Consider the following 15,345-nt stretch of genomic DNA (forward strand, 5'->3'; position numbering starts at 1 on the left):
GCGCTGCGGCCATCGCGAAACCCGGCGTGCGCGCCCGAGTCGCTCCCCTGTGCCGCCGCGCGCTCTGCCACCGCCGGGTCGCGCTGTGCTGAGGTCGGGGGACGAGAGACCTGTTTCCCGAAAGACAGTCAGCCGAGTCTGGGAGTCGCCGTGGTGGCCGATCGGATGGTGGTCCATGCCTTCGCCGGACAGGGGGATTTCACGCTGGCGCCGCTGCTGAGAGCGCTGGACGCGCAGGACGTCGTGGAGGAGGCGCTGGAGGAGGTCGCCGCCGAAGGGGACCCGGTGGCGGCGGAGTTCGGGGTGGCGCCGGTCGTGTCGCGGCTGCTGAGCGGTGAGTTGAGGAGTTCGCGGGAGCTCGCACAAGGGCCCGTGGGGACGCCGCAGTACGCGCTGTTCGCGTGCTCGGTGGCGGTGCACCGGGCGCTGTGCCGTTCGGGGCTGGCCCCGGACCGGGTGGTCGGGATGAGCTTCGGGGACATCGCGGCCTGTGTCGCGGCGGGCGTCTTCGACGTCGCGGACGGCACCCGCATAGCCTGCCTGATCGCCCGTGCCCTGACCGGCCACCCCGGCGGCATGCTGCTGGTCGAGCCGCCGGTGACGGACGGCGACACGGAGGCGGAGGCGGGCCGGCTCATCGCCGCCCTGGACCTCCCCGGCCTGACCCTGGCCTGCGTCAACGACGACCGCCGGGTCATCCTCACCGGCCCCTCGGACACGGTCGACCGCGCCGAACAGCTCCTCCTGGGCCTGGCCCTGCCGGTCGCCCGCCTCCGGCTGCCGTTCCTGTGCCACCACCCCGAACTGGAGGCGGACGCGCGGCGGTTCGTGGAGAGCATCCGGGACGTCCGGGTGGGCGCCGCCCGCCTCCCCGTCCACTCCTCGCTGCTGGGCCGGGCCTACCGCCCGGACGACGACGTCCGCGAGGTCCTGTCGTACGGTCTGACGCGGCCCGCCCGGCTGCCGGGGGTGCTGCGGCAGGCGGTGCGCGGCGGCCCCGCGGTGCTGCTGGAGGCGGGGACCGGGAGCGCGCTGACGCGCAGCGCGCGGGAGTTGTTCACGGAGGCGGGGCAGGACGTGGCGGCGGTGGCGCCGCTGGTCGCGGACGGGTTCGCGTGGGCGACGGGGGTGTCCAATGGCCGGTGACGGCAATGATGACGTCGCGTCAGATCTGCTGCGCCTTACGGCGGTTCTGGGCGACGCGGGGCAACTGCTGGGCGACATCGACCGGTTGGCGGCCGTCCAGGCCGAGGCGGCGGTGCGGCGGCCCGCGCTCTACATGGCGCTGGTCAACCACTACGTCCTGTGCCTCAACGCCGTCGTGTCCTTCGGCACCGACGACTCCTGCCTCAAGCCGTACCGTCAGGCGCTGGAGCGGGGGGCGGCGAAGGGCGTGTTCCTGGTGACGGAGGTGGGCCGCGCGGGCAGTCACCTCGGGGCCCGGACGACCGCCGAATTCGACTTCACGACAAGGGAGTTCGTGCTCGACACCCCGGACACGGACGCGCTGAAGTTCTCCAGCGTGACGCCGGGCGGGCCGCCGACGTTCGGCGCGGTCGTCGCGCGGGCCGTGGTCGAGGGCGTGGACCGGGGGACGTTCACGTTCCTCGTGGACCTCACGGACGGCGAGCGGGCGGCGCCGGGCGTGGAGCTCTCGGGTCCGCTGGCGGCGAGCGCGCTGCCGCTGGAGTACGGGCTGATCCGGTTCCGGAACTGCCGTGTTCCGTACGGGCGTTGGCTGTCCGACGGGGCCTGGATCGAACCGGACGGGCGCTTCACCGACCCCGTGGGCTCACCCGGCGCACGGCTGCGGCGGACCATGTCCGTCGGGCAGGCCCTGTGGGCGACGGTGCCCTCCGCGATGGCCGCGATGTCCCGCCGGGCGGCCGTCTCGGCCCTCCGGTTCGCTGAGCGTCGTACGACGCCGTCGGGGGAGCCGTTGCTCGCTCATCTCACGCATCGGCGGGCCCTGTTGGGGGCGTTGTCGGGGGCGTACGCGCTGACGGGGGCGGCGGAGGCGGCGTTGGCGGCGTGGCGCAGGAGGGCGTCGGGTTCGGCGGCGGCGCAGGACGCGTTCTCGCCCTGGGTCGCCGTGGACGCCTCGCTGGCGCTGCTGAAGGCGGCGTCGACCGAGGAGGCGGTGCGGGTCGTCGAGGTGTGCCGGCGGCACTGCGGGCTCGCCGGGTTCCTCGACGTCAACCTGGTGGAGGGGTATCTCGGTGCGGCGCAGGCGTTCACCGTCGCGGGCGGGGACAACGCGCTGATCCTCCTGGACACGGGGCGCGCGGCGCTCGGTGCGGTCGGCGAACAGCCGGTGATCCCGGGGGACTTGACCGACCCGGGCTGGTGGCCGGGGGTGGCCCGCGCGCACGAGCTGCGGCTCGCGGCGGACGCCGTACCCGGGAACCTGCGCCGGCTGAAGGAACTCGGCGAGGCGAGGGCGGCGACGCTCCTCGCGGGTGTCCTCGCGGACCATCCGCTGGGGGTCCTGTTCGGGCTCCTCCAGGCCGACCGTGCGGCGGGCTGTCTCGTCGCGACGGGCGTCCTCGGCCCGGACGACGTACGCGCCCTCCCGGAGGCGATCGACCGGCTCTGCGAGGAGTTGACGCCTCAACTCGACGATCTGATCACCGAGTTGGACGTGCCGGGTGCCGCTCCCCCGCTCGGCGCCCAGGACTACGCCACGAGTCTGTGGGATCACTTCGCGAACTCGTTCGCGCGGGGCTCCCGCACCACCACGTCGCACGGGAACTCCACCCTGAGCAGCACCTCCTTGAGCCGCCGGGTCACCTGATCGCGGATCGCCTGGCTGGCCTCGCGGGCGGTGACGTGCAGCCGGTAGCGCGGCCGTCCGATCCCGCCCCGGCCGGCCGTGGCCTGCACGATCTCGGTGCGCACGTGCAGCACCCCGGGCAGCGCGCCCACCAGTTCCCGGACCCAGCGCAGGGACACCCGGTCGCCGTTGATGACGACGAAGTCGGCGATCCGCCCGCAGAAGAACAGGTGTCCGCTCTCGTCGACGCGGAAGACGTCCCCGGTGGCGACCGTGTCGGCCGCGACCAGTCCCCGGCGCCCGGCGGTGCCCTGGCCGACGCGCCGGACCATCGCGTCCGGCGTCGTCACCAGCAGCTCCCCCTTGACGCCCTCGCCGCGCACGGCGACCTCGACGCCGGGCAGCGGGAGGCCGACGGAGGTGTACCGCTCGGGGGGCGCGCGGTGCGCGGCGAGGGTGGAGACGCGCGGGCCCGCCTCGGTGAGGCCGTACGTGAGGTACAGCTCGCCGCCCCGGTGGCGGGCCAGGAGCTCCTTGACGTGGGTGGCCTCCAGGGAGTCCCCGCCGACGGTCAATACCCGTAAGGAGGCGGGGAGTTCGTAGGTGTCGTCGAGGAACGAGCGGACCAGGGACGGGGACAGGGAGGACACCGTCACGCCGTGGCGGCGCAGGCCCTCGCGGTAGGCGCCGGGCGCGAACGGGGGCCCGCTGAGCACGAGCCGTGCGCCGGTCGCGACCCCGGCGAGGGCCTGTGCGACGAGCGCGAAGGAGTAGTGCAGGGGCAGGTTGAGCCAGACCGTGTCGCTGCCGCGCAGTCCGATCGCGCCCGCGTGCCGGCGCGCGTTGCCGAAGAGCGCGGCGACGCGGTGCAGACAGCCGGCCGGGGTCCCGGAGGTCGCGGAGGTCATGACGATCGCCTGGCCGGGTTCGTAGGCGCGCGGGTGGGCGGTGGCTATCCGGCGGACGACGAGGTCGGGGGCGCAGGTCGCGAGGGCGGCGGCGCCGAGCGCGTCGGCGATGATGCGGCGCCGGTGCTCGGGGCAGACGCGGGGCAGCAGGACGGGGACCAGGCCCGCGTAGTGGGCGGCGAGGAACGCGGTGAGCTGGGTGTGGGGGTCGGGGACGGCGATGAGGACCGGGCTGCCGGGCGGGAGGGCGGCGGCCGCGAACGCCTCCCGCACGTCCGCGAGCCGCCGCCGGCGCACCGGCTGCCCGGCGTCTGTGTCGACCCGGTCGCTCAGGTAGTCGGCCACCTGGTCCTCGGGCGGGACGAGCGTGAGGGTGCTCAACGTCAACTGCCTTTCGTGGTCGGCATGGTGAGACGCAGCAGTCGTACGCAAGGAACGCTTCCGCCGGGAACTCCAGGGGCCGCCCGACGGGCAGGAGAGAAGGTGATGTGGGGGAAGAAGAGATCGTCCCCAAGTCAAACCACCTGCTCGCCGCCTGTAAAGGACGCACGGTCGGCATTGCGGCGCGCGCCGACGGCGCCGTGCTCCCGCCCCGCGTCGGGCGCCCCCGTGAGCGCGCCCCCGGCTCGCGCGGGGCCCGGCGTGAGCCGTACTGCTCCGTGTGTGCCTCGCACGCCGTCGCGGTGCTGTGCGAGAACGAGAGGTGCGGCGCCGGTTCGCCGCTCCCGCCCTCTGTCCGGAAGGTCGCGTGATGAACGTACCCGTAGGCGTCGTCGGCGCCGGTTCCTATCTGCCGGCGCGGCGGCGCACGAACGACGAGGTCGCGGTGGCGGCCGGGGTGTCGGCGGAGTGGATCGCCGGGCGGACGGGGGTGCTGGCCCGGCATGCGGCCGCGCCGGAGGAGGCCGCGTCGGACTTGGGGGCGGCGGCGCTCAAGTCGGCTCTGGCGGCGGCCCACTTGGAGGTGGAGCAGCTCGATGTGATCGTGGTGGCGACGTCGACGCCGGACGAGCTGGGGCCGGCGACGGCGTGCCGGGTGCAGGCGCTCGTGGGGGCGCGGCAGGCGGTGGCGCTGGACGTGACGGCGGCCTGCTCGGGCTGGCTGTTCGGGGCGCGGGTGGCCCGGGACTGGCTGGCCCAGGATCCGTCGGCGCGGTACGCGGCGGTGGTGGGCGTGGAGGCGTACTCGAAGTTCGTGGACCCCACCGACCGGGCGACCGCGTCGCTGTTCGGGGACGGCGCGGCGGCGACGCTGCTTGGTCCGGTCGCGGAGGGGCGGGGTTTCGGGGCGTTCACGCTCGGTTCGGACGGGCGGTACGCCGATCACGCGATGATCGCGGCGGGCGGCAGCCGGCTGCCCGTGACGCGGGGGCAGCGGATCACCATGAACGGCAAGGGAGTCCGGGACTTCATCCTGGACGTGTTCCCGCGCATGCTGGCCCAGGCGCTGGGCCGGGGCCGGGTCACGCTGGACGAGGTGGCCCTCGTCGTCACCCACCAGCCGAACCCGGTGCTGCTCCAACGGGCGGCCCGGGAAATGGGGGTGACGGACCGTCAACTCGTGGTCGTGGGCGACGAGGTGGGCAACATCGGTGCCGCGAACATCCCGTACGCGCTGGCGAAGGCGGCGTCCGACGGGCGGCTGCGGGACGGTGACCTGGTGGTCCTGATCGCGTTCGGCGGCGGGGTGACCTGGGGGACGACGCTGCTGCGGTGGAGCGGGGCGTCGGCGGTGCGGGTCGCACCGGCTCTCGCCACCCAGCTTCAACTGCACTGACTTTACGAACCCTTGACGCACGCACGCGCACTGGCCACACTCCGGGGAAAGCGCTTTCCACCCGCACTTCTCCCACCCCACAGGAGACGACCATGCGCAGACTCGGAGTCGCCGCGTCGACCCTCGCCCTCCTCACCGGAGGGCTCCTCCTCACCCACTCCCCCACGGCGTCGGCGGCGGCCTGCGGCGAGGGTTCGTACCAGGCCGAGGCCGTCCTCAACGGCTCCACCTGGACGGCCCGGCGCGGCAGTTCGGTCAGCTACACCGGCACGGACATGCGGGCCGCGATGCAGGCGGCGGTCAACAGCCTGACGGCGAACCGGACGTCGAAGGAACGGGTCGTCGTCCGGGGGTCGGGCAGCATCGGCGCGGGCTCCCGCGTCTCCCTGCCCAGCTACACCGTCCTCGACGTGTGCGGCACGATCGACGTCACCGGCAGCGGCTCGGGCGACCAGGCGCCGGTGTACTCGCGCGGCACCCGCGACATCGAGGTCCAGCACCTCAACCTCACCGGCTCCCCGCTGTACGGGATCTTCCTGCGCAACGTCCAGAACGTGGTCCTCGGCCAGATCGACATGCGCCTGTCGCGCGGGCTCGGGGTGCGCATCGACAACCGGGGCAACACCGCCGAGTGGACCCGCAACGTCCGCATCGACAACGTGTATGTGTCCGGGGCGTCCAGTCACGCCGTCGAGACGTACGGGGTGGACGGGCTGACGGTCGGTACGGTCACCGCTCGCAACGTCGGCGAGTCGGGGCTGCTGCTCAACCAGACCGTCAACGCGAACGTCACGAAGGTCGACGCGGACGGCGCCGGGGCCGGGACCGGGTACGCCGCGTTCCGGATGGCCAACCGCAACGGGCGGATCGGCAGCTCCTACCCGACGAACATCCGGGTCGGCGAGGTCGTCGCGCGCGGGGGCGGGCGCGGTGTGTTCTGCGTGTCGGAGAGCGGGGGCGCGGTCATCGACCGGATCAGCCTCACGAACACCGGCAACAACGCCGTACTGATCGAGAACTGCTACAACGTCAGCCTCGCGGCGCGGAGCGGGACGGTCTCCGGGGGCGGCGAGATCCGCCTCGCCGCCCGCTCGGAGTTCCCGAACAACGCCGACATCGTCGTACAGAACCTCACGGTGACGAACTCGCGGATCACCGAGAATCCGTGCGGGACGAACACGACGTTCCGGAACATCCAGTTGGTGAACAGCACGCAGAACGTCTGCTAGTCGGGTTCGCCCGTCCCCGCCCGCGGGGTCGGCGCGGGGTGGGCGCGGCTGAGGGCCGCGCCCTCCACGTCGAGGTCCGGGAGGATGCGGTCGAGCCACTTCGGGAGCCAGTCGACCTTGTCGCCGAGGAGGGCGAGGACGCCGGGGACGAAGGCCATGCGGACGACGAACGCGTCGAACAGAACGGCGACCGCCAGGCCGAAGCCGATCATCTTGATCATCGACTCGGAGGCGGTGATGAAGCCGGCGAAGACCGAGATCATGATGAGCGCGGCGGCGGCCACCACGCGGGCGCTGTAGCGGAAGCCGGTGGTGATGGACTCGCCGGCGCCCTCCCCGTGGACGTACGCCTCGCGGATCCGGGAGACGAGGAAGACCTCGTAGTCCATGGCGAGGCCGAAGACGATGCCCACCATGAAGATCGGCATCATGCTCATGATCGGGCCGGTGGACTCGACGCCCAGGAGCGAGGCGCCCCAGCCCCACTGGAAGACGGCGACGACGCAGCCGAGCGCGGCGAGCACCGAGAGCAGGAAGCCCACCGCCGCCTTCAGCGGGATGAAGATCGACCGGAAGACCATCAGCAGCAGGAGCACCGCGAGCCCGACGACGACGATCAGGTACGGGATCAGCGCGCGCTGCACCTTCTGGGCGACGTCGATGTTCAGCGCGGTCGTGCCGGTGACCTCGAAGGTCGCGCCCGTCCCGGCGATCGTCCTCGAACGGTCGTCGCGGATGGTGTGGACGAGGTCCTCGGTCTTCTTGTCCGTCGGCGACCAGGCGGAGACGGCGGAGAAGATCGCGGTGTCGCCGGCCTTGTTGAAACGGGGCTCGGTGACCGAGACGACGCCCTTCGTCGCCTTCACCCGGTCCTCGATCGTCGTGACGGCGGCCTTGGGGTCGCCCGCCTTCTGCGCGTCGACCACGATCGTCAGCGGGCCGTTGAAGCCGGGGCCGAAGCCCTTGGCGAGGTCGTCGTAGGCGCGGCGTTCGCTCGTCGCGGTCGACTTGACCTCGTCGCCGGGCATGCCGAGCTGAAGGCTCAGCACCGGGATGGCCAGCACGATCAGGCTGACCATCGCGGTGAACCGGACCGGGAAGGGGTGGCGCTGCACGAACTCCGCCCACCGGCTGCCCCGGTTGCCGAACACGCCCTGCACGCGCCGGCCGGTGAGCCGGTAGCGGCGCGAGAGCACCGCGCGCGGCCAGAACCCGATCAGCGCCGGGGTCAGGGTCAGGCAGACGAGGACGGCGACAGCGACCGCACCCGCCGCGCACAGGCCCATCTTGGTGAGCATCGGGATGCCTACGACGGCCAGGCCGACCAGCGCGATAACAACCGTGAGGCCCGCGAAGACGACGGCCGAACCGGCGGTGCCGACGGCCAGGCCCGCCGCGTCCTCCTCCGTGTGACCGTTGGCGCGCTCCTCGCGATACCGGGACAGGACGAACAGGGCGTAGTCGATGCCGCAGGCCAGGCCCAGCATCGAGGCGAGCGTGCTGCTCGTCGACGTGAGGCCGAAGGTGCTGGCCAGGGTGGTGATCGCGGTGATGCTGAGGCCGACGCCGAGCACCGCCGTGAGCAGCGGGAGGCCGGCGGCGGCCATCGAGCCGAAGGTGACGAGGAGGACGATCGCGGCGACGATGATGCCGATGATCTCTCCGGTGCTGCCCGGACTCGGCGAGTCCGCGAGCGCCGTGCCGCCGGTCTCGACGGTCAGGCCCGCGTCCCTCGCGGTCCTCACCGCGCCGCGCAGGGTGTCCTTCGCGGCGTCCGTGAGGTCGTCCGAGGCGACCGTGTAGGTGACCGTCGCGTACGCCGTCGAGCCGTCCTTGCTGACGGCTCCCGCCTGGAAGGGGCCCACCGCGGAGGCGACCTGCTGCCCTTGGGCCGCCTGGGTGACGGCCTTGTCGATGGCGGCCCTGTTCTCGGCGGAGGTGACCTTCTGCCCCTTCGGTGCCACGAAGACGACGCGGGCTGTCGCGCCGTTCGCCTGGGCGCCGGGGAAGCGTTTGTCCATCAGGTCGAAGGCTCGCTGGGCCTCGATGCCGGGAGCCGAGAACGCCGTGTTCGGCGCTTCCGGAGCCTGCGCGGAGGCCGCGCCCAAACCGACCAGCACCAGGATCCAGAAGACTGCCACGTACCAACGCCGGCGGAAAGCCAGCCTGCCCAGGCGGTAGAGCAACGAGGCCATGCGGAACGCTCCTCACGTGCGGCCCCCGGGCTCACAGTGTCGGGCCGCGGTTCGCGCCGCGCATTTCGTGATCTCGGGAGTGGGGAGGGTGGGGGTGCCGGAGAAGGCAGCAGGAGGGGGCGGGGTGCGGGGGTGCCCGAGGGGACAGGCAGGATGGACGCATGAGCGTAGTCAAGATCAACGTACTGACCGTCCCAGCCGAGCAGCGCGAGACCCTGGAGAAGCGGTTCGCGGGCCGTGCCCACGCGGTCGAGAACTCCGACGGCTTCGAGTGGTTCGAACTCCTGCGGCCGGTCGAGGGCACCGACACGTACCTCGTGTACACGCGGTGGCGGGACGAGGCGGCCTTCCAGGCGTGGATGGAGGGTCCGATGAAGCAGGCCCACCAGGGCGGGGCGGAGGGGGAACGCCCCAAGCCGGCGTCCTCCGCGTCGGAGCTGTGGTCGTTCGAGGTGGTGCAGTCGACGGGGCCGAAGAGCGAGTGACGTTGTGAGCCGGGGTCGCCCTCGGGGGCAGGGGCTCCTTCGGGGGCCCCGGCTCAGGGGTGGGGTGACTCAGCCGCTACCGGCAACAGGGGCCGTGCACAAGGGGGTTGGCACCCGGGTGGACCGGCGGGGCTGTCGGCGTGTTCGGGCCGGGGGCGATCTCTAGCGTGGGGTCGCGTGACAACTTTCGCTGTACGAACCCGAGTTGCCCTCTGTTCCGCTCTCGCCCTCGCCGCGCTCCCGCTGACCGCGTCGGCCGCCACCGATCCCCTCGCCCGGTTCCATGAGCAGCGGCTCGACTGGAAGAGCTGCGTGACGGGGCCGGACGACACCACGGGGAAGGAGTTGGAGGAGGCAGGCGCCAAGTGTGCTGACGTCACTGTGCCGTTGGACTACGCCGACCCCGGCGGGCGGACCATCACCGTCGCGATATCGAGGATCCGGGGGACGGACAGCGCGCACCGGATCGGGGCGCTGCTCCTCAACGGCGGCGGTCCCGGCGGGGCCACGATCGGCGATCCGCCGTGGATCCGGGGGGAGTTGAAGGAGGTCGCCGGCCGGTACGACGTCGTCGGGGTCGACCCGCGGTTCGTGGGCCGGAGCACGCCGCTGGACTGCAAGTGGCCTACCGGTACGTCGATCTGGGGCGCCCCGTCTCCTTTCGACGCCGGGTTCGCGCGCGACCTCGCCGCCCTGTGCCGCAAGAACGCCGGGGACGTCCTGCCGTACGTGACGACCCGCAACACCGCCCGCGACATGGACGTGATCCGCGCGGCGCTGGGCGAGCGGAAGGTCTCCTACTTGGGCTACTCGTACGGGAGTTACCTGGGCGAGGTGTACGCGACGATGTTCCCCGCCCGCGTCGACCGCATGGTCCTGGACGGCGTCATCGACCCGGCCCACTACTCCCCGCGCCTCCTGCGCCCCACCGAGTCCGCGAACCGGGCCGCGCTGGAGGACTGGGCGGCCTGGACGGCGACCCGGCACGCGACGTACCGGCTGGGCGCCACAAGTGCCGCCGTACTCAAGGCAGTCGACCGCATCCGGGCGGCGGCGACCCGAGCCCCCCTGCCCGTCGGCCCGTACCGCGTCGACGAACGCGTCGTCCCGCTCGTCCTGTTCACCGGCCTCTCCCAGGACAACGACCAGGCGTACGGCGAACTCGCGCGCGCCGTCGGCGACTTGGCGCGAGCCGCGCAGGGCGGCCCGGTGGAGCCGTCCCCGGCGCTCGCGGAGACGCTGCGGTTCGTGCTGACCGGCGAGGAGTCGTCGTACGGCAGCGTGCAGTCGGCGATCCTCTGCGGTGACGTCCCCGCGGAGCGTGACCCGGAGGTGTACCGGCGGGACATCGAGCGCGGCCGGCTGACGGACCCGCTGCTGACCCCCGTGACCCGCAACATCGGCCCCTGCGCCTTCTGGGCCGCTCCGCGCGAGGCCCCGACGGCGGTCCGGGACGACTTCCCGGCGCTCCTCGTCAACGCCACGGGCGATCCGCGCACCACGTACGCGGGCGCGCTCGCCCAGCGCCGCAACTGGCCGTCGTCCCGGCTGATCACGCTGGCGGGGCCGGCGCAGCACGCGGTGTTCGGGGTGTACGGGAACGCCTGCGCGGACGACGGGGTGCGCGCCTATCTGGCGAGCGGACGCCTGCCGGCCGGGGATGTGACCTGCCGCCCCTGACGCGAGTCCTGACACGGCAAGAGCCCCGCTTCTTCAGAAGCGGGGCTCTTCGCCTGAGCGCTGGGCAAGCCTTGCACTTACATCTCCCCGCAGGAAGCGGGGCGTCTTTCCTTGGACCACCAACGCACTGCCGTTTCAACCGAGTTGGGCTGTCCGGCGTGAGATCAACTATACCCCTTCCCGGGCCTTCCCCCGCACCCGGAGGTCTTCACATCTCCTTCACGCCTACTTGAAGGTACAAACTTTTTCGACTGCTACTTTCGGCCAGGTCCATCCCCACCCCCCACTAGGACCCCTCCATGTCGAGCACCTCCTTCTCCGGCGCGCGCGGGCGTCACCGCAAGCCGCGCGAGATGAACCCGGCGGTCCGCCGCGCCCTCCTCGTCGCGGCGGTGGCCCCGGTCGCCGGCACGATCCTGGCCGGCCCCTCCGCGTTCGCCGCCGAGAAGGCCACCGCGACGAAGGCCGGCGCGACGGAACTCGACCCCGCCGAGCAGAAGATCGCCGACAACCTCAACACCCGCGTCCAGGACACCCGCCTCGGCACGACGTTCAGCGGTGTCGTCATCGACGCCAAGTCGGACAAACAGATCTGGGGCCACGACGCGACGACCGCCCTCATGCCGGCGTCCAACGCGAAGCTCGCGACCTCGACGGCCGCCCTGACGGTCCTCGGCCCCGACCACCGCTTCACCACGAAGGTCGTGTACGGCGACGGCACGCTCACCCTCGTCGGCGGCGGCGACCGCACGCTGACCTCGGGCGACCTCCAGGAGCTGGCGAAGACCGCGGCGGCCGGGATCAAGGCGGCGGGCCTCACCTCCGTCAAGGTCCACGTCGACGACAGCCTCTTCCCCGAGCCGTCCCTCGCGACCGGCTGGAACGACGGCTACTACCCCGACAACATCGCGCCCGTGCGCGCGCTCGTCGTCGACGGGCACGGCGTCATGGACACCTCTCTCGACGCCGGGCAGGTCTTCGCGAAGCTCCTCGGCGAGCAGGGCGTGACCGTGGACGGCGACGTCGCGCACGGCACCGCGTCGCGTACGGACGTGCCGGTCGCCCGCCACACCTCCGGGAAGCTGTCCACCATCGTCAAGACGATGCTGAAGACCAGCGACAACAACATCGCCGAGACGCTGCTGCGGATGACCGCGCTCGGTGCCGGCCGCGCGGCCACCTTCGAGGACGGCACGGCCGTCGTCCGTGACGTCCTCGCCCACCGGTACGGGGTCTCCATGGAGAACTTCGAGATCCACGACGGCAGCGGGCTCTCCCGCGCCGACCGGATCCCGGCGCAGACCCTCGCGGACATCCTCGACCTCACGACGAACCCGCGCTACAGCCAGACCCTCAAGTACATCAAGGACGGCCTGCCCGTCGCAGGCGAGGCCGGCGCCACGCTCGGGCCCGAGTGGGGGCGCTTCGACACGGCCGACTCCTCCTGTGCGGTCGGGAAGGTCATGGCCAAGACGGGGACGCTGACCGGGGCCATCGCGCTCAGCGGGTTCACGCAGGCGCAGGACGGGCGGTGGAAGGTGTTCTCCTTCGTCGAGAACAACTCCACCGCCGCGCCGGGGGACATCAAGGACGCGATGGACGGACTGGCGGCGACGGTCAACGGCTGCTGGGCGTAAGGGGGTTCACCCCGGGGTTGATGTGACCCCGGGGTCCGCGTCAGGCCCCGTCCGGCAGCCTCAGCGCCAGGCCGTCCAGCACCACGTCGAGGCCGTACCGGAACTTCGTCTCCCGTGCCTCCTGCGGGCCCTGGCCTTCCGGTGCCCGGTATCCGTCCGCGAGGTGCGTGTAGCCCGCCGCCGCCTGTTCCGCCGCCGGCATCAGGCGGGCCACGAAGTCGGCCTCGGTGTCGCCGGAGCGGGCGACCGTACCGAGCCAGGCGGCCTCCGTGGCACTCATGCCGGTGACGTACGACAGGAGCGCGGAGATCGCGTTGCCGGGGTCGGGGAAGCCGGCGCGGACGAAGAGCGCGGCGAGGCTCTCGGTGCGGGACATCAGGTTGGGGCCCAGGTAGGCGAGGCCCGCCTGACCGAGGACGGAGGCCAGCCAGGGGTGGCGCAGGATCGTCGCCCGGAACGAGAACGCCGCGTCCGCCACAGCACCCCGCCAGTCGTCACCGTCCGCCGGGGGTACGGCGATCTCGCCGAAGACCTCGTCGGCGGCCAGCTCCATCAGCTCGTCCTTGGTCGCGACGTGCCGGTACAGCGAGGTCGCGCCCGCGTTCAGCCGCGCCCCCAGCTTGCGCATGCTGAGCGCCTCGACGCCCTCCGCGTCCAGCGCCGCGACCGCCTCGCGCACGATCGCGGCCCGGCTGAGCGCGGGTTGGTCCGGTTCGCGCCGGGGGCGGGCCCATACCGAGGGGATCGGGTTCCGCTTGGCCGTCATGACGCTCCTGTTTCCTCGCCGGGGCTTCGTCCGGGCCAGCATACCGCGCGGTGCGCACACCGTTCCCTCTTTGCGTACAACGTTCTCACGGGGCTCGCGCGCGAGTTACTGCCTGGCATCGGGCGGGCGCAGCTCCACCCAACGCCCGCGCTCGGCCGAGTACACGGGCCGCAGGACCCGGCCGCAATGGCCGAAAGCCGCGAACCAGGGCCGGGAACCACGAACACCCAGCCCCCTCCAGTTCCTTCAGCCCTCGCACCCCTCAACTCCGCACCACGACCGCCCGATCCATCCGGGCCGCCACCACCATCACCCCCAACGCCACCACCACGATCCCCGCCCCCGCATAGAGAGGCGACCGGTACCCCAACCCCGCCGATATCCCCACACCCCCCAGCCAAGCCCCCAACGCGTTGCCCACATTGGAAGCCGACACATTCGCGCTGGCCGCCAACGCCGCCCCACCCGCGTGATCCGTGACCCGCGTGATCATCCCCGGCACGCTCGCGAACCCGGTCACCCCCATCAGGAACACCAGCACCACCGAGGCGCTCCCACTCCCCGCCAGCGCCCCGAACACCGTCAGGGTCACCGCGAGCCCGCCCAGTGCCCACACCAGCGCCCGGTCCCGATCCCGGTCCGCCGCGCGCCCGCCCACCAGATTCCCGACGACCAGACCGACCCCGTACACCATCAGCAGCCAGGCGACATCGCCGGAGGAGAACCCACTGACCTCGGTGAAGGTGTAGGCGATGTAGCTGAACGCCCCGAACATGCCGCCATAGCTCAGCGCGGTGGCGACCAGAGTGAGCCAGACCTGAGCGGAGCGAAACGCGAGGAACTGTTCACGCAGCCCCTGAGACACAGGCGGCGACGCGGTGGCCGGGACGAGGGCGGCGATGCCGGCCAGCGCGAGGACCCCGATGCCGGTGACCGCCCAGAAGGCGGCACGCCAGCCCCACCGTTCCCCGACCAGTGCGCCGAAGGGCACGCCGAGCACGTTCGCGACCGTCAGACCGGCGAACATCACCGCGACGGCCTGGGACTTCTTCTCAGGGGCGACGAGCGAACGGGCGACGAGCGAGCCGATGCCGAAGAACGAACCGTGGCACAGCGCCGCGACGATCCGCCCCAGCATCATCACCGAGTAGTCCGACGCGACCGCGGAGAGGAGATTGCCGATGACGAACAGCCCCACGAGGCCGACGAGGACCTGTTTGCGCGGGAGCCGTGCCGTCGCCGCGGTCAACGCGATCGCCCCGACCGCGACGCTCAGCGCATACCCGGAGATCAGCCGGCCGGCAGCCGCCTCGGACACCGAGAAACTCTCCGCGACCTGTGGCAGCAGCCCCGCGATGAGGAACTCGGTCAGCCCGATGCCGAACCCTCCGAGGGCCAGCGCGACCAGTCCGACCGGCATCCGAGACACTCCGTTCGCGTGGGGACGTCACCTTCGCGGCGCGACCATGCCATCACGGCGATCAGCATCTGGAAAGAGATCAGCAACCACGGCCCGGCATCCGAAACCCCGAGGCCGAAGCCGTAGTTGGAGTTGGGGTCGCCCCCAAGGCCGGAGCTGGGGCCGGGACCGAAATCACGGCCGAACCCGAGACTGGGGCTGGGGCTGGGGCTGGGACCGGATTCGGAGCCGGGGCCAAAGCCCGAACCCGGACGCCTGGGCCGAAGGCGAAAGCCAGAGCGTCCCGCGAGGGAAGCCTCTCCACTCACCGGTCTCCGTTCACCACCCTTCGCCCACCACTCCCCGGCCCTGCCCCAACCCCGCACCCGACCTCCCGCATTCGCCCGCCGCGCCTCGGCGCCACCCCCAGCACTCCCCCGCCGCACCCCACCCCTACCCCCGATTCTCCGTCTCTCGCCCCCGATCCCCTCTCCAA

General features: G+C 72.3%; 11 protein-coding genes. 7 read left to right on the forward strand and 4 right to left on the reverse strand.

Translation table 11 applies throughout. From position 1 onward, the window contains the following. The first annotated feature begins 150 nt into the window (after nucleotides 1–150). Together ACLZOT_RS23355 and ACLZOT_RS23360 are read left to right on the forward strand one after the other, a co-directional pair. Entirely contained in the window at nucleotides 151–1,146 is a 996-nt protein-coding gene (locus ACLZOT_RS23355) for an ACP S-malonyltransferase (protein WP_416970976.1), read from the forward strand. Next, nucleotides 1,136–2,794 carry an acyl-CoA oxidase gene (locus ACLZOT_RS23360; protein ID WP_416970977.1) on the forward strand — a complete coding sequence of 553 codons (1,659 nt, stop codon included), beginning with the start codon at nucleotides 1,136–1,138 and terminating at the stop codon, nucleotides 2,792–2,794. The genes ACLZOT_RS23355 and ACLZOT_RS23360 overlap by 11 nt, the downstream gene beginning before the upstream one ends. On the opposite strand, the gene ACLZOT_RS23365 is transcribed toward ACLZOT_RS23360, so the two are convergent. Then, entirely contained in the window at nucleotides 2,698–4,068 is a 1,371-nt protein-coding gene (locus ACLZOT_RS23365) for a class I adenylate-forming enzyme family protein (RefSeq protein ID WP_416970978.1), read from the reverse strand. The two genes, ACLZOT_RS23360 and ACLZOT_RS23365, sit on opposite strands and share 97 nt — an antisense overlap. 364 nt (nucleotides 4,069–4,432) lie before the next feature. Between ACLZOT_RS23365 and ACLZOT_RS23370 the strand changes: the two genes are divergently transcribed. Next, nucleotides 4,433–5,458, forward strand: coding sequence for a 3-oxoacyl-ACP synthase III family protein (locus ACLZOT_RS23370; RefSeq protein WP_416970979.1), 1,026 nt, complete (start codon nucleotides 4,433–4,435; stop codon nucleotides 5,456–5,458). Nucleotides 5,459–5,550: 92 nt separating this feature from the next. Continuing rightward, nucleotides 5,551–6,687: a hypothetical protein gene (locus tag ACLZOT_RS23375; protein ID WP_416970980.1), complete on the forward strand. Its 1,137-nt coding sequence runs from the start codon at nucleotides 5,551–5,553 to the stop codon at nucleotides 6,685–6,687. Here ACLZOT_RS23375 and ACLZOT_RS23380 read toward each other — a convergent pair. Next, a complete protein-coding gene (locus ACLZOT_RS23380; protein WP_416970981.1) occupies nucleotides 6,684–8,882 on the reverse strand; it encodes an MMPL family transporter in 2,199 nt (732 codons plus the stop codon). The genes ACLZOT_RS23375 and ACLZOT_RS23380 overlap by 4 nt on opposite strands. A 161-nt stretch (nucleotides 8,883–9,043) precedes the next feature. On the opposite strand from ACLZOT_RS23380, the gene ACLZOT_RS23385 reads away from it, so the two are divergent. The 3 genes from ACLZOT_RS23385 to dacB all read left to right on the forward strand — a co-directional run bounded on the left by ACLZOT_RS23385 (nucleotide 9,044) and on the right by dacB (nucleotide 12,684). After that, a complete protein-coding gene (locus ACLZOT_RS23385) occupies nucleotides 9,044–9,367 on the forward strand; it encodes an antibiotic biosynthesis monooxygenase family protein (protein ID WP_416970982.1) in 324 nt (107 codons plus the stop codon). 177 nt (nucleotides 9,368–9,544) lie between these two features. Next, the gene (locus ACLZOT_RS23390) at nucleotides 9,545–11,047 is read left to right on the forward strand and encodes an alpha/beta fold hydrolase (RefSeq protein WP_416970983.1); all 1,503 of its coding nucleotides are present in this window, start codon (nucleotides 9,545–9,547) and stop codon (nucleotides 11,045–11,047) included. Nucleotides 11,048–11,346: 299 nt separating this feature from the next. After that, nucleotides 11,347–12,684: a D-alanyl-D-alanine carboxypeptidase/D-alanyl-D-alanine-endopeptidase gene (gene dacB, locus ACLZOT_RS23395; protein WP_416970984.1), complete on the forward strand. Its 1,338-nt coding sequence runs from the start codon at nucleotides 11,347–11,349 to the stop codon at nucleotides 12,682–12,684. A gap of 40 nt (nucleotides 12,685–12,724) precedes the next feature. Here dacB and ACLZOT_RS23400 read toward each other — a convergent pair whose 3' ends face one another. Further along, nucleotides 12,725–13,450, reverse strand: coding sequence for a TetR/AcrR family transcriptional regulator C-terminal domain-containing protein (locus ACLZOT_RS23400; RefSeq protein WP_416970985.1), 726 nt, complete (start codon nucleotides 13,448–13,450; stop codon nucleotides 12,725–12,727). A gap of 262 nt (nucleotides 13,451–13,712) precedes the next feature. Then, nucleotides 13,713–14,870: an MFS transporter gene (locus ACLZOT_RS23405; protein ID WP_416970986.1), complete on the reverse strand. Its 1,158-nt coding sequence runs from the start codon at nucleotides 14,868–14,870 to the stop codon at nucleotides 13,713–13,715. Nucleotides 14,871–15,345 lie beyond the last annotated feature (475 nt).

The organism is Streptomyces sp. 4F14 (genome assembly GCF_048159485.1).
In the GTDB taxonomy this organism is placed as follows: domain Bacteria; phylum Actinomycetota; class Actinomycetes; order Streptomycetales; family Streptomycetaceae; genus Streptomyces.